The organism is Streptomyces griseofuscus, from assembly GCF_014673495.1.
GTDB lineage: Bacteria > Actinomycetota > Actinomycetes > Streptomycetales > Streptomycetaceae > Streptomyces > Streptomyces murinus.
Window position 1 is genome coordinate 85181 of the sequence record NZ_CP051007.1, and the last position, 14086, is coordinate 99266.

At 72.4% G+C, this 14086-nt stretch carries 12 protein-coding genes; 9 read left to right on the forward strand and 3 right to left on the reverse strand.

What is annotated here, in order from left to right:
* Nucleotides 1-398 precede the first annotated feature (398 nt).
* Genes HEP81_RS39435 through desII form a run of 4 tightly spaced genes read left to right on the forward strand, consistent with a single transcriptional unit; the run spans nt 399 to nt 5552 of the window.
* Nucleotides 399-1622 (forward strand): acyltransferase family protein, encoded by a 1224-nt coding sequence (locus tag HEP81_RS39435; protein WP_051850734.1) that lies wholly within the window; start codon nt 399-401, stop codon nt 1620-1622.
* On the forward strand, nt 1619-2833 hold the full coding sequence (locus tag HEP81_RS39440; protein WP_011113118.1) for a cytochrome P450 family protein: 1215 nt from the start codon (nt 1619-1621) through the stop codon (nt 2831-2833). Before HEP81_RS39435 ends, HEP81_RS39440 begins: the two co-directional genes overlap by 4 nt.
* Before the next feature lie 4 nt (nt 2834-2837).
* Nucleotides 2838-4037 (forward strand): dTDP-4-dehydro-6-deoxyglucose aminotransferase, encoded by a 1200-nt coding sequence (locus HEP81_RS39445; protein WP_011113119.1) that lies wholly within the window; start codon nt 2838-2840, stop codon nt 4035-4037.
* 42 nt (nt 4038-4079) lie between these two features.
* A complete protein-coding gene (gene desII, locus HEP81_RS39450; RefSeq protein ID WP_011113120.1) occupies nt 4080-5552 on the forward strand; it encodes a dTDP-4-amino-4,6-dideoxy-D-glucose ammonia-lyase in 1473 nt (490 codons plus the stop codon).
* A gap of 14 nt (nt 5553-5566) precedes the next feature.
* Here the strand turns inward: desII and HEP81_RS39455 are convergent, their stop codons facing one another.
* Entirely contained in the window at nt 5567-6844 is a 1278-nt protein-coding gene (locus tag HEP81_RS39455) for an activator-dependent family glycosyltransferase (protein ID WP_011113121.1), read from the reverse strand.
* Between the two features lie 157 nt (nt 6845-7001).
* Between HEP81_RS39455 and HEP81_RS39460 the strand changes: the two genes are divergently transcribed.
* Complete coding sequence (locus HEP81_RS39460) at nt 7002-7979, forward strand: NAD-dependent epimerase/dehydratase family protein (protein ID WP_051850733.1); 978 nt, start codon at nt 7002-7004, stop codon at nt 7977-7979.
* 13 nt (nt 7980-7992) lie between these two features.
* Here HEP81_RS39460 and HEP81_RS39465 read toward each other — a convergent pair whose 3' ends face one another.
* Nucleotides 7993-8967 carry a Gfo/Idh/MocA family protein gene (locus HEP81_RS39465; protein WP_037663948.1) on the reverse strand — a complete coding sequence of 325 codons (975 nt, stop codon included), beginning with the start codon at nt 8965-8967 and terminating at the stop codon, nt 7993-7995.
* 153 nt (nt 8968-9120) lie between these two features.
* Entirely contained in the window at nt 9121-10290 is a 1170-nt protein-coding gene (locus tag HEP81_RS39470) for a macrolide family glycosyltransferase (RefSeq protein ID WP_011113124.1), read from the reverse strand.
* 6 nt (nt 10291-10296) lie between these two features.
* On the opposite strand from HEP81_RS39470, the gene HEP81_RS39475 reads away from it, so the two are divergent.
* The 4 genes from HEP81_RS39475 to HEP81_RS39490 all read left to right on the forward strand — a co-directional run bounded on the left by HEP81_RS39475 (nt 10297) and on the right by HEP81_RS39490 (nt 14034).
* Nucleotides 10297-10494 (forward strand): hypothetical protein, encoded by a 198-nt coding sequence (locus HEP81_RS39475; protein WP_157854680.1) that lies wholly within the window; start codon nt 10297-10299, stop codon nt 10492-10494.
* A gap of 223 nt (nt 10495-10717) precedes the next feature.
* Nucleotides 10718-12418, forward strand: coding sequence for a TlrC/CarA/OleB/SrmB family ABC-F type ribosomal protection protein (locus tag HEP81_RS39480; protein ID WP_078967794.1), 1701 nt, complete (start codon nt 10718-10720; stop codon nt 12416-12418).
* Between the two features lie 189 nt (nt 12419-12607).
* The gene (locus tag HEP81_RS39485) at nt 12608-13384 is read left to right on the forward strand and encodes a class I SAM-dependent methyltransferase (RefSeq protein ID WP_037663946.1); all 777 of its coding nucleotides are present in this window, start codon (nt 12608-12610) and stop codon (nt 13382-13384) included.
* 20 nt (nt 13385-13404) lie between these two features.
* Nucleotides 13405-14034 carry a dTDP-4-dehydrorhamnose 3,5-epimerase family protein gene (locus HEP81_RS39490; RefSeq protein WP_051850737.1) on the forward strand — a complete coding sequence of 210 codons (630 nt, stop codon included), beginning with the start codon at nt 13405-13407 and terminating at the stop codon, nt 14032-14034.
* Nucleotides 14035-14086 lie beyond the last annotated feature (52 nt).

Here is a 14086-nt window from a genome sequence, read left to right on the forward strand (position 1 = left end):
GCCTGCGCGAATGACGACCTGAGGAAATGCCGACCACCTGAGAGTCCGCAGACCATAAACGGTCGGCTACCGTCGGCCAGTGGTCAGTCGAAGGTATACCCGCCCCCCTTCCGAACCGATTGAATCTCACTCGACCAATCCCCGGAATTTCAGCGAACCAGCAGGTCACACAGCTATAGTGAGGCTTCATCAGTTTTTTTCGGCGACTGCGGCGCAATCCTCTAGTTTCCCTTTAGCCGGATTCGACCACCCCCCGGAATCATCCTCCTGCCGGAATACGAACGGCTCGGGCAACCCCATTCGCCTTCGGTCCCGCCCGCCCGGCATTACCAGCTAAGAGTGGTCCGGACCTCCCGGACAGCGGCAACGAAGAGAAGGGCCGGTGACCCTTGCCACCCATGGACGAAACCCTCAAGCCCTCCCCTGCCGACGCGGCCGGCACAGCGGGAGGCCGGGCCGACCGGCTGCCGTCGCTGACGGGGCTGAGGTTCTTCGCCGCGCTCCTGGTGTTCGTCTGCCATGCGTGGAGCCAGTTCAACCCGCAGGCCGACACCGCCTCGCGAAACCTGGCTTACTTCCTGCTGCCGGCCGGCCCCGTCGGGGTCTCCTTCTTCTTCGTCCTCAGCGGGTTCGTGCTGACGTACGCGGCGCGGCCGGGCGATACCGTTCTCGGCTTCTGGCGGCGGCGGATGGCGAAGATCTACCCGAACCATGTCGTGACGTGGGTGGCCGGTCTCGTCCTGGTCCTCGCCACGGGCGCCGCCCTGTCGGCCGGGACGACGGCCGCCGCCCTCTTCCTCGTGCAGGCGTGGTGGCCGCACATGATCATGACCGCCACGGTCAACCCGATCTCGTGGTCGCTCGCCTGCGAGCTGTTCTTCTACCTGCTGTTCCCCTTCCTGCTCCGGGCGCTGCGCCGGCTGCCGCGGCAGGGGCTGTGGCCGGCCGCGGGCCTGCTGACGGCGCTGATCCTGGCCGTACCGCAGCTGGCCACTCTGCTGCCCGGCAAGGTCATGCCGCTGGCGGGGTACAGCCTCACGCAGTTCTGGTTCGTCTACACCGCGCCCCCGGTGCGCCTGCTGGAGTTCGCGCTCGGGATCGTGCTCGCTCTCCTTGTGCGCAACGGCATGTGGCCCCTCGTCAGCGTCCGGCTCGCCGTCGTCCTGTGCTGCGCCGGGTACGCGGTGGCCGGTGTCACGACGATGGTCACCAAGCTGCCCCACCTGTGGGCGATGGTGAGCGCCACCGTCATCCCGCTGGCGGTCCTCATCGCCACGGCCGCCTCCCGCGACCGGAGCGGCCTGCCCTCCGCCGCCCGCCATCCGCGCCTGATCCGGCTGGGCGAACTCTCCTTCGCCTTCTACCTGGTGCACCACATGATCCTGACGGCCTGCTTCACCGCCGTGCTGCCGGACGGCTTCCGGCCGGGTCTGCTCGGGCTCACCGGCGTGGCCGTCGCGCTGTTCTTCGTCTGCTGGGCGGCGGCCTGGCTCCTGCACACCGCGGTCGAGACACCCGCCATGCGCCGCTGGGGCCGCCCTCCGGCGACCGCCCGCGCGCCCCGTGAGCCGGCCCGCGCATCCGGGCGATCCGAACCCCTCACCGGTGAAAGGACACCATGAACCAGCCGCAACTGCCCGAGATCCCGGCCCTGAACAGCGAGCTGTTCCACACCGACCAGTACGCGACCTACCGGGAGATCCTGGAGCAGCGTCCGGTCACCAGGGTCCGCTTCTACGACGGTTCCCTGGTCTGGCTGGTCAACCGCCACGAGGACGTACGGGCCGCGCTGACCGACCCCCGGCTGAGCAACGACCCCATGAAGCAGTCGGACATCGACCTCTCGGCGGCCACCGGCATCCCGGCCGACCTGATCGAGTACTTCCAGCGGAACATGTTCCGCAGCGACGAGCCGGACCACGGCCGGCTGCGCAAGCTGGTCACCAGGGAATTCACCGTGCGGCGCATCAACGCGCTGCGGCCGCGGATCCGGCAGATCGCCGACGACCTGCTGGAGAAGTTCGCCGCCACCGGCGGCGGGGACCTGGTGGAGGCGCTCGCCCGCCCGCTTCCGCTCACCGTCATGTGCGAACTGCTCGGCGTGCCCGAGGAGGACCGCGCGGACTTCCAGACCTGGTCCCAGCACATCGTCGAGAGCAGCCCGGAGTTCGCGGAGCGCAACGCCGTCTCGTACCGCAGCCTGTTCGAGTGCGTCCGCTCCCTGATCCGCCGCCGGCGCGACGAACCGGGAGACGACCTGCTGTCGGCACTGGTCGACCTGCGCGACGTGGCGGACCGGCTCTCCGAGAACGAACTCATCTCGACGGTGTTCCTGCTGCTCGTCGCGGGGATCGAGACCACGGTGAACGTGCTCGGCACCGGCACCTTCCTGCTGCTGACCCACCCCGGCGAGCTCGCCCGGCTCCGCGCGGACGGCGCGCTGCTGGGGCCGGCCGTGGAGGAGATGCTGCGCTACATGGCACCCATCGAGATCACGAGCCGGCACACCCTGGAGCCCGTCGAGATCGGCGGGGTGTCCATCGACGCGCAGAGCACCGTGCTCATCAACCTGGCCGCAGCCAACCGGGATCCGGCGCGGTTCGAGGACCCGCAGTCCTTCCGGGTCGACCGCAACGACGGCGGCCACCTCACCTTCGGCCACGGCATCCACTACTGCCTGGGCGCCGCGCTGGCACGGGCGGAGGCGGAAGTCACCTTCGAGGCCCTCCTGGAGCGCTTCCCGGACCTGCGACTGGCCGCTTCCGCATCCGACCTGACCTGGCGCCACGCCTTCATGCGGGGCCCGGTCGAGCTGCCCGTCTCCTGGGGGTGAGTCCATGAAGCGCGCGCTCACCGATCTCGCGGTCTTCGGGGGTCCCGAGGCGTTCCTGCGCCCGCTCCTGGTGGGCATGCCCACCGTCGGCGACCGGGCGCGGTTCCTCGCCCGGCTCGAATGGGCCCTGGACAACGAGTGGCTGACCAACGGCGGCCCGCTGGCCACCGAACTGGAGGGCCGCATCGCCGACATCGCCGGGGTGCGGTACGCCGTGGCGACCTGCAACGCCACCGCGGCGCTGCAACTGGTCCTGAAGGCCTCGGGCATCACCGGACAGGTGATCATGCCCTCGCTGACCTTCGCGGCGACTCCGCACGCGGCGAGCTGGGTGGGGCTCGAACCGGTGTTCTGCGACGTCGACCCGGTCACCGGCTGCCTCGACCCCGGCCGGGTCGAGAAGCTGATCACCCCCGAGACCGGGGCCATCCTCGGCGTCCACCTGTGGGGCCGGGCGGCCCCGGTCCTGGAGCTGGAGAAGCTGGCCGCCGAGCACGGGCTGCGACTGTTCTTCGACGCGGCCCACGCCTTCGGCTGCACCGCCGGCGGCCGGCCGGTCGGCGGCTTCGGGGACGCGGAGGTGTTCAGCTTCCACGCCACCAAGACGGTCATGGCCTTCGAGGGCGGCGCGGTGACCACCGACGACGGCGAACTGGCCGAACGGCTCGTGGCCCTGCGCAACTTCGGCATCGACCGGGACAAGTCCGTGACCGCGGTCGGCATGAACGCCAAGATGAGCGAGTGCTCGGCCGCCATGGGTCTGACCTCCCTCGACGCCTTCCCGGCGACCCGCGAGCGCAATCGTGAGAACCACGCCCTCTACCAGGCGGAACTGACCGGCGTCCCCGGCACCGAGGTGCTCTCCTTCCACGAGCACGAACGCAACAACCACCAGTACGTGATCCTGCGGACGGACCGCGCCGTCACCGGTCTGCACCGCGACCGGCTGCGGGCCCTGCTGCAGGCCGAAAAGGTCTTCCCCCAGCTGTACTTCTCACCCCCCTGCCATCTGATGCCCGCCTACCGGACCGACCCCCCGCTGCGGCTGGAACACACCGAGCGCCTGTCCGAGCAGGTACTCGCGCTGCCCACCGGGCCGTCGGTGTCCTTCGAGGACATCCGCCGGGTGTGCAGCATCATCCGGCTCGCCGCGGAGCGCGGCGCGCAGATCGATGCGATGTGGGCCCAAACAGCGCTCTCCTGAGCGCCGTCCGTCCCCCAGTCCGACCCGGAGGTAACAGTTCTCGTGGACACCGTCCAAGCGGCAGCGCCCGCCCCCGCGATACAGGACGCGGCACGCCCCGGAGGCGACCGTGCAGCGGCGATCGAGGCGGTGCGCATCCGCCTCGGCCAGCTCGGCGACACCGGCGACGGGGCCCGGCAGCGGGCGGAGCACCTCGTCGACCTGGCGACGCGGTACGGCTCCCACCCGTTCACCACCCTGGAAGAGGCCCGCCACCTGCTGGGCGTGGACCGCCCGGCCTTCGCCGCGCTGCTCGGTCTCTTCCACCGGGTACCCGAGCTGAGCACGGCCGTGCAGCGGGGCCCGCAGGGGAAGTACTGGACCAACACCATCCTGCCGCTGGAGCGGACGGGCGCGCTCGACGCCGCGGTACACGGCCGCCCGGCCTTCCCCTACAGCGTCGGTCTGTATCCGGGGCCGACCTGCATGTTCCGCTGCCACTTCTGTGTGCGCGTCACCGGCGCGCGCTACGAGACGTCCGCGCTCAAGGCGGGCAACGCCATGTTCGCGTCCGTCATCGACGAGGTGCCCGAGACACAGCCCTCGACGGTCTACTTCTCCGGCGGGCTGGAACCGCTCACCAATCCGGGGCTGGGCGAACTCGCGGCGCGCGGCGGCCGGCGCGGCCTCGACATGACGCTGTACACCAACGCCTACGCGCTCACCGACCGCACGCTGGAGCGCCAGCCGGGGCTGTGGTCGCTGCACGCGATCCGCACCTCGCTGTACGGGCTGAGCGACGAGGAGTACGAAGCCACCACGACCAAGCCGCGCGCCTTCGGGCGGGTCAGGGAGAACCTGGGCGCGTACATGGAGAGGCGGGCGGAGCACGGCGCCCCGACGCGGCTCGGCCTCAACTACATCATCCTGCCCGGCCGGGCCGACCGGCTCATGGACCTCGTGGACTTCGTGGCCGGCCTGGACGAGCGCTCCCCCGGCCGTCCTCTCGACTTCGTGACGGTGCGCGAGGACTACAGCGGGCGGGACGACGGCCGGCTCGCGGCCGACGAGCGCGCCCGGCTGCGCGACGCGCTGCGGGACTTCACCGCGTACGCGCGGGAGCGGACGCCCTCGCTGCACATCGATCTGGGGTACGCCCTGGAGAGCCTGCGCAGCGGGGTGGACGCCCGGCTGCCGCGCATCACCCCGGCGGCCATGCGCGGTTCCGCGCACCCGCAGATCGCGGTGCAGGTCGACCTTTTGGGCGACGTGTACCTCTACCGCGAGTCGGGCTTCCCCGGCCTGGCCGGCGCGGACCGCTACATCGCCGGACGCGTCACCCCGGACAGGAGCCTGCACGACGTCGTCCGCGCGTTCGTCGAGAGCAATCCGCATATCGAGCCGCGGCCCGGCGACGAGTTCTTCCTCGACGGATTCGACCAGGTCGTGACGGCCCGGCTGAACCAGATGGAGCAGGACGTCGCCGACGGCTGGGGGGCGTACCGGGGCCTGCTGGGCGCGGACGCTCCGGCGTGAGCGTGCCCCGCGGCTCAGCCCGCGGCCGCCGCCACGGGCACGGCGGCCCTGTGCCTGCCGGTGAGTTCCTCCAGCACCGGCACCACGTCGTGGGGGCTGCTCTCCGCGCGGGCCTCGCCCCGCAGCCGGCGGGCCCCGTCGAGGAAGGAGGGTTCGGCGAGCACCCGCGCCACGCTGTCCCGCAGGCCCTCGGCGGTCACCTCGCCCTCCCGCAGGAACAGGCCGGCGCCGGCGGCGGCCGTCTGCTGCGCCCGCAGGACGGTGTCCCAGATGAACGGCACCATGACCTGCGGCACCCCGTGGTACAGGGCGGTCGACCAGGTGCCGAAGCCACCGTGGTGGACCACCGCCGCGCACGTCTGCAACAGGACGTCCAGCGGGGCGAAGCCGACGACCCGGACGTTGTCCGGCAGGGGGCCGACCGCCCGCAGGGCGGCGGCGTCGGCGGTGACGACGATCTCCGCGTCGACCTGCGCGAGCACCCGGAGGTAACGGTGGAAGACGGCCGGGTCGGCGGTGAAGCCGGTCCCCGTGGAGCCCGTCGTCAGGCACACCCGGCGCCGGGGCCCGGCCGTGCGCAGCCAGTCCGGCACGACGGCCCGGCCGTTGTACGGCACGTACCGCAGCGGCACCGTCGGCAGCGACAGGTCGAGCCGGAACCGCTCGGGCAGCAGGTCGACGCTCCACTGGCCGACCACCAGCTCCTCGTCGAACGGCACCCCGTGGCGCCCGGCGGCGTCCGCCAGCCACTCCCGCAGCGGGTCGGGGCGCCGTCCGGCGGGCTGCTCGGCGAGCCGGTCGAGGAACGTCCGGCGGAAGTAGGCGTTCAGGTCGCTCGCGCCGAGCACACGGGCGTGGGCGGCGCCGCACGCCCGCGCCGCGATGGCCCCGGCGAACGTGTACGGCTCCCACAGCACCAGGTCCGGCTGCCACCGGCGGGCGTACCCGACCAGCTCCCGGACGAACGACTCGTCGTTGATCACCGAGTAGAAGTAGGGCACCGACAGGTCGTACAGACGGAACACGTAGTCCCAGTCGAAGACTTCGGGGCGGGACAGGTCGATGTCCGCGGAGTACCGCTGGATCTCCGCGCCCTTCTCCTGCATCGCCTCCATCAGCCGGTGGTCCGCCCCCACGGGTACGGCCGTGAGCCCGGCGCCGGTGATCTCGTCCGCGAAGCCGGGCTGACTGGCCACGCGCACATCGTGTCCCGCGGCACGCAGCGCCCCCGCGAGGGGCACCATGCCGTGAAAGTGCGAGGTGTGTGCGAAAGCCGCGATGAGCACACGCATGAGCCGACTCCCCAGACTCGAAAACAACCGACGGACGGTCGGTGATTCTGCCGAGGCGGCCGCGTTCTGCCTACGCGAGGCGATCCTCCCTGGACAGGGGGACGAGTCTCTCTCGAGGGCGGGGCGCGGCGGCACCCCACGAAAAGAGGCAGCAGCAATGGCCGGTCCCCTTTCCCCCGGCACCGGGCGGGACACCTCCCGCCGTCCCCTGATCGTCGTCCTGGGCGCCTCCGGGTACATCGGATCGGCCGTGGTCCGGGAACTCGCCTGCCGTCCGGTGCGGTTGCGCGCCGTGGCGCGCGGCCCGTTCACCGTGCCGGCCGGCGGCCGCGCGGAGACGGCGGTGATGCGGACCGACCTCACCGCGCCGGACGCCGTCGCCGAGGCCGTCCGGGGCGCCGACGCGGTGATCCACCTGGTGGCCCGCATGACGGGGCGGGGCTCGTGGCGGTCGGCCGCCTCGGACCCGCAGACGGAGCGGGTGAACGTGGACCTGGTGCGCGAGGTGGTCGAACGCTGCGCGGCGCCCTCCGGCGGGCGGCCGGCCCCCACGGTCGTCCTCGCCAGCACCAACCAGGTGACGGACGGCGGCCCCCCGCGCAGCGCCTACGCCCGGCAGAAGGCCGCCGCGGAGCGGCACCTGCTCGATGCCGCGCTCCGTGGCACCGTCCGCGGTATCGCGCTGCGCCTGCCCACCACGGTCGGCAGCGAAGCGGGCGTGGCCCCCGCGATGGCCGGCCGGGCCCTGGCGGGCGAGGCCCTCACCCTGTGGCACGACGGCGCCGTGCGGCGCGAGTTCCTCGATGTGACCGACGCGGCCCGCGCGCTCGTCACCGCGCTGGACCACGCGGCGGACCTCGACGGCCGGGCCTGCGCGGTCGGCGGGCACGTCGTCGGGCTCGGCGAGCTGTTCCGGGCCATCGCCGCCAGCGCGGCCCGCCACACCGGCCGCCCGCCGGTCCCGGTGCGGTCGGTGGCCCCGCCCGAGTACGCCGAGACGGGCGACTTCCACGACCTCCGGGTCGACTCCTCGGCCTTCCGGGACGTGACCGGTTGGCGGCCCGAGGTCCCGCTGAGCCGGGCCGTCGACGACGTCGTGGCGGCGGTCGCCCGGCGCCGGGCACCGGCGCGCTGACGAGCGCGGGCCGTCAGCCGCCGCGCCGCGCGGCCGCGTAGACGTCCTCGGCCAGCGCGGCCTGGTCCGTCAGGGCCCGGCCGGTGAGCGGGGACGGGGTGCCCGAGCGGATGCCCTCGGCGAAGGCCGTCAGCACGGAGCGGAACTGGTCGTGCGGGGGCACGGCGAACTCCTCGTGGGATCCGTCCCGTTCGAGGCGGACGACGGCGGTGTGGTCCGGGGGCGGTGTGTAGGCCCTGGGGACGACGATGCGTCCGGTGGACCCGGTCAGTTCGTAGCGGCCGCGGTAGGCGTGTTCCAGTCCGAACCCGAGGTGGGCCACGGCGCCGCCGGGCGCGGCGAGCAGCGCCGCCCCGCCGGTGTCGACGCCGGTGCGCGCGTCCCGCTTCAGATGCGCGCCGACGACCCGCAGGCCGGGGCCGAGGTAGCGCAGGGCGGTGCGCAGCGGATAGCCGCCGACGCCGGTGAGCGCGCCCCCGCCCAGGTCCCGGCGGTGGCGTATGTCGCCGGGCAGTTTGCCGGGAATGGTGAAGTCAGCTGTCAGGGAACGGATTTCACCGATCCTTCCGGCGGCGACCAGGTCGTCGACCACCCGGTGCTGGGGATGGCAGAGGAACATGTAGTTCTCGAACAGGGCGCGGGCGCGGGCGCGGGCGAGGTCCCGGAGTTCGGCCGCCTGCCGTGCGGAGACGGTCATGGGTTTCTCGCACAGGACGTGCTTGTCCGCCTCCAGTGCCCGCCGGGTCCACTCGGCGTTGAGCGCGGGTGGCAGCGGGATGTAGACGGCGTCGAGGTCGCACCGGTCGAGCACGGCCTCGTACCCGGTCACCGGCTCGCCGCCGAACCGCCGGGCGAACACGGCCGCCTTGGCCGCGTCCCGGCTCCCGATCGCGACCACCTCGACGCCGGGATGGCAGGCGAGCGCGGGCAGCATGCGCCGCCAGGCTATGTCGGCGCAGCCCAGCACGCCCATCCGTACCCTGTCCATGGCAGTTCCTCCTCGTGGCGCAGCGTGGGGCCCGTCGCCGCAGCCCCGAGGCGGCCCGAGCGGGCAGGGGGCGCCGGGACCTCCCGCTGGATCTTGCCGGACCCGCGGGCCCCGGCGCCGCTCCCTGATCCGGCCTGATCCAGCCGAAAGCCCCTAGGGCAGGGCGGACTCGATGATGTCGGCGGCCCGCCGGGTGCCGCCCTCGGCCCGCACCTCGGCGCGCAGCGCGTCCGAGCGCCGGCGGACCTCCGGGTCGGCGGTCAGCTCCAGCAGCGCCGTGCGCAGAGTATCGGCGGTGGCGTCCGCGGTGTCGATACGGCGGGCCACGCCGAGCGCGACGAGCCGGTCGGCGTTGCCGGACTGCTCGGCGCCCAGCGGCACGGCGATCATGGGCACGCCGGTGTACAGCCCCTCGCTGCTGCCACCCATGCCGGCGTGGGTGACGAAGGCGTCGGCCTGCTCCAGGATCGCGAGTTGCGGCACCCAGTGGTGCACCTCGACGTTGGGCGGGATCTCCCCGAGCTCCCGCGCGTCGGTCCGCCTGCCGATCTGGAGGACCACGTGCCAGCCGGCCAGCGGGCCGAAGGCCGCCAGGCACTCGCGGAAGAACTCCGGGGGCGGTGTGTAGGCGGAGCCGGGGGAGACCAGCAGCACCTTCCGGGCGCCCGGCGGCCGGGTCCAGCCGCCCTGCTCGCTGCGGTCCCCCAGGCAGGGGCCGACGAAGGTCACGGCGCCGCCGTCCACGCGGTCCGCGTGGGGCTGCATGGCCCTGCTGATCAGGGCGACGGTGCGGGCGGGCATGCCGGTGAAGGTGTCCACGTCCAGCGTGGTCGCGCCGCACCCGGCCAGCCAGGACGCGAACCGCCGCCGGTACGCGTCGGCGCCCGGCAGCTGATTCAGCAGGTCCCCGACCTCGTCCTGGTAGCCCTTCCAGGCCACGTAGCTCGGGGACAGCTGCACCAGCGGGCGGCGGTGCGCCTCGGCGAGGGCGCGGCCCGCGAAGGAGCCGATGTCGTAGAGGTAGAGGTCGGCGGGGTCCTCGTCGTAGTGGGCGCGCAGCCGGGGCAGGGCCTGCATCGCGTCGTCGAGGAAGAGGGAGGCCGCCGCGATCGGGTCGTGCGGCCAGTCGTTGTCGGCGACGGGCAGGGTGGTGGGGCAGGGGACGAACTCGGCGCCGGTGGACCGGATCAGGTCGGCGACGTTGGGGGCGTCGGCGTACGTCACCCGGTGCCCCCGCGCGACGAGTTCCCGGATGACCTCGATGCCGGGCAGGACGTGGCTGACGATGGGGCTGCCGATCATCGCGATGTGGCGACGGAACATAGGGCTGTGCTCATTTCGGTGCTGGGCGGTTCGCCGGGAAGAACGAGCGCGGGCGCGAGTGCGCGTCTGCCCGCCGCCACGGGTGCCGAAAACGATCGGGGCTTGGCCGGTTCCGTCCGGATGGCGTCCCGCCGCATCGGGATCTCTGCTAAGATCCAATGCGTGATTACCGCTTTCGCCGCCGCAGGCTTCTACTACATCTGACGCCGCCCCCGCGAGCACTTCAGGCTCCGGGCGCCACAGGCACGGCGCGCGCCGCTCCTCCAGCGGCCCTCCAGCGTCGTTCAAGCACCGCACTGGTCTGTCACGACAGCCTTCTGTTCCGTGTCCTGCGCCATGCGGTCATGCCTTTCTCCGGCAACCCGTTCGAGCAGTGCTCGCCCTCGGTCGACCTTTCGGGCCCACGGATGAAACGGCGTGCGTACTCATGCATAACTCCCCCTCCACTTCCTCTTCCCCCGCCCTCGTCGAGGAGCGCCCGGCGGCACCGGACGCCCAGTCGCCGGGCGGCTTCCAGGTCGTCCTGGACGACATCCAGCTCACCCGCGGCAACCGCCGCCTGCTGGACGGCGTGCACCAGTCCGTCGCCCTCGGCGAACGCATCGGCGTCATCGGGGAGAACGGCTGCGGCAAGTCCTCCCTGCTGCGGCTGCTCGCCGGGCTGGACAAGCCCGACGCGGGCCGGGTGCTGGTGCGTGCCCCCGGCGGCACCGGCTACCTGCCGCAGACACCCGAGCTGGCACCCGACGACACCGTGCGGGACGCCATCGACCACGCCCTCGCCGAACTGCGCGCGCTGGAGCAGGAACTGCGCCGCTGCGAAGCGGCGATGGCCGAGGCGGACGGTGACGAACTCACGGACCTGCTGGCCGAGTACGGCAATCTCATGGAGGCCTTCGAGGCGCGCGACGGCTACGCGGCCGACGCCCGCGTGCAGGCCGCCATGCACGGCCTGGGCCTGGCGTCCGTGGACACCACACGGCGGCTGGCCAGCCTGTCCGGCGGTGAGCAGGCGCGGTTGGGCCTGGCCTGTGTGCTGGCCGCCGCACCGCAGCTGATGCTGCTCGACGAGCCCACCAACCACCTGGACCGGAGCGCGCTGGAATGGCTGGAGGAGCACCTGCGCTCCCACCGCGGCAGCGTCCTGGTCGTCTCCCACGACCGCGTCTTCCTGGAGCGGGTCGCGACGGCCCTGTGGGACGTCGACGGCGAACAGCACACCATCCACCGGCACAGCGGTGGTTACGCCGGCTATGTGAAGGCCAAGGCGGCGGCGCGACTGCGCTGGGAGCAGCAGCACCAGGAGTGGAAGGAGGACCTGGCCCGCCAGCGCGAGCTGACGCGCGCCGCGGCGGACCACGCGGCCGCCGGGCCGCGGGGCAACACCGACCGGACGAACGGCCGTCACCAGCGCAGTGTGGAGAAGCAGATCTCGGCGCGCGTGCGCAACGCCAAGGAGCGGCTGCGCCGGCTGGAGGAGAACCCGGTCCCCCGCCCGCCCAGGCCGATGCGCTTCGCCCCCCGGATCCAGGGCGGTGACGCCGCGGGCACCTCGGTGGTCGCCGGGCTGTACCACGTCGAGGTGGCGGACCGGCTGCACGTGCCGGACTTCGAGGTGCGCCCGGCGGAGCGCGTGCTGATCACGGGTCCGAACGGAGCCGGCAAGAGCACCCTGCTGCGGGTGCTGGTCGGGGACCTGGAACCGGACCGGGGCACGAGCGTCCATCCGGCGCGCACCGGCTGGCTGCCGCAGGAGACCCCGGTGACCTCGCCCGGACTCAGCCTCCTGGAGGCGTTCAGCCAGGGGCTGCCCGGTGACGCCGAGGCACATCGCGGGGCGCTGCTGGGCCTCGGGCTGTTCCGGCCGTCGGATCTGGCCACCGCGGTGGGCCGGCTCTCCGTCGGCCAGCGCCGGCGGCTCGCCCTGGCCCGTCTCCTGCACGAGCCGGTGGACCTGCTGGTGCTCGACGAGCCGACGAACCATCTGTCGCCGGCGCTGGTGGAGGACCTCGAAGAGGCCCTGTCGCACTACCGCGGGGCACTGGTCGTCGTCTCCCACGACCGCATGCTCGAAAGGCGGTTCAACGGCCGCACGGTGCGGCTGGAGGACGGCTCGATCCGCGACTGATCCGGCTGTTCCTGTCACGCACCCCGTGCAACGATCCTCGGGGTTCGCCGGGGGGAGTCGGTACGCGCAGTGGCGCGGCGCCGTGCGGACTCCCCCGCCGGTCCCCTCCGGCGGTTCGCGGGGACCGGCCCCCCGGCAAGTGACCACGTTCCGGTTCTTCTGAACCACTGGCGAAAGGAACGGCCCCTCATGGCCAAGGACGGCTTCACCGACCCGCGCATCGTTCCCCACGAGTCGGAGCAGGAACGGGACGCGCGTGAGCGGCTCACCAAGCTCCTCGTGGACAGCCCCATCCCTCCGAAGTACCTGATCGACAACCTGCCCGTCTATCTGCGCCGCCATCAGCTCGCCGATCTGCTCAGCATGGACGCGCTGTACCGGATGCTGCCCGAGATACCGGGCGTCATCATGGAGTTCGGGGTACTGCACGGCCGTCACCTGGCCACGCTCACGGCCCTGCGCAGCATCTACGAGCCGTACAACTCGCTGCGCCGCATCATCGGCTTCGACACCTTCACGGGCTTCCCCGACGACATCGACGACGTGGACAAGGTCAGCACGAGCGCCCATCCCGGACGCTTCGCGGTGCCGGAGGACGAGGTCGGCCATCTGCGCGAGGTCCTGGCGGCGCACGAGGCCGGCGAGCCCTTCGGGCACACGCAGCGTTCCTTCGTCGTCCAGGGCGACGTACGCGAGACGGTGCCGCAGTACCTGGCGGACAACCCGGAGACGGTCATCGCCATGGCCTACTTCGACCTGGATCTCTACCAGCCGACCAGGGAACTGCTGGAGGCGATCCGGCCGCATCTGACCAAGGGGAGCATCCTCGCGTTCGACGAGCTGGCCCACCCCAAGTGGCCCGGTGAGACCACCGCGCTGCGGGAGGTCTTCGGCCTGGACCACGCGCCGTTGCGCCAGCTGCCCGGCCGCGAGCCGCCGGTCATCTACCTGAAGTGGGGCGAGTGAACGGATCGCCGGTCTCCGCGATGACGACTCGACCCATCGGCGCGACCGCGCCCACGACCGTCCGGGAACTCGCCGTCGAGGGCGCCTACGAGTTCACCCCCACGGTGTTCCCGGACAGTCGCGGCCTGTTCGTGACCACGTATCAGCAACCGCAGTTCACGGAGACGACCGGGCACTCCTTCCCCGTCTTCCAGACCTGCCAGAGCCACTCGCGCCGCGGTGTGGTGCGCGGTGTGCACTTCACCTCGACGCCTCCCGGCATGGCCAAGCACGTCTACTGCGGGCGGGGCCGGGCGCTCGACTTCGTCGTCGACCTGCGGGTCGGCTCGCCCACCTTCGGAAAGTGGGACACCGTCCAGCTCGGCGGGGAGAGCTTCCGGTCGACGTATCTGCCGGTCGGCGTGGGCCATGTGTTCGTGGCGCTGGAGGACGACACCACGATGGTGTACCTCATGTCCGGTCCGTACGTGGCGGAGAACGAGCTGGCGGTCTCCCCGCTGGACCCGGCGCTCGGCCTGCCCGTCAGGCTCGACGACGTCGAACCGGTGCTGTCCGAGCGCGATGTCGCGGCTCCCTCGCTGGCCGGGGCTCTGGAGGCGGGCATTCTGCCGGACTACGAGACCTGCCTGGCGCGGGAGGCGGCCCTGTAGGGACCAGCGCGGAGCGGCCGGCCGGCGGGGTTCGCCGCGTCCGGCCGCTCCG

Excerpts from the sequence above, each read along its gene's own strand:
- HEP81_RS39480 (WP_078967794.1), top strand. The coding sequence starts at position 10,718 with ATGCATAACTCCCCCTCCACTTCCTCTTCCCCCGCCCTCGTCGAGGAG.
- HEP81_RS39445 (WP_011113119.1), top strand. The coding sequence starts at position 2,838 with ATGAAGCGCGCGCTCACCGATCTCGCGGTCTTCGGGGGTCCCGAGGCG.
- HEP81_RS39470 (WP_011113124.1), bottom strand. The coding sequence starts at position 10,290 with ATGTTCCGTCGCCACATCGCGATGATCGGCAGCCCCATCGTCAGCCAC.
- HEP81_RS39440 (WP_011113118.1), top strand. The coding sequence starts at position 1,619 with ATGAACCAGCCGCAACTGCCCGAGATCCCGGCCCTGAACAGCGAGCTG.
- HEP81_RS39460 (WP_051850733.1), top strand. The coding sequence starts at position 7,002 with ATGGCCGGTCCCCTTTCCCCCGGCACCGGGCGGGACACCTCCCGCCGT.
- HEP81_RS39490 (WP_051850737.1), top strand. The coding sequence starts at position 13,405 with ATGACGACTCGACCCATCGGCGCGACCGCGCCCACGACCGTCCGGGAA.
- HEP81_RS39485 (WP_037663946.1), top strand. The coding sequence starts at position 12,608 with ATGGCCAAGGACGGCTTCACCGACCCGCGCATCGTTCCCCACGAGTCG.
- HEP81_RS39435 (WP_051850734.1), top strand. The coding sequence starts at position 399 with ATGGACGAAACCCTCAAGCCCTCCCCTGCCGACGCGGCCGGCACAGCG.
- HEP81_RS39455 (WP_011113121.1), bottom strand. The coding sequence starts at position 6,844 with ATGCGTGTGCTCATCGCGGCTTTCGCACACACCTCGCACTTTCACGGC.
- HEP81_RS39465 (WP_037663948.1), bottom strand. The coding sequence starts at position 8,967 with ATGGACAGGGTACGGATGGGCGTGCTGGGCTGCGCCGACATAGCCTGG.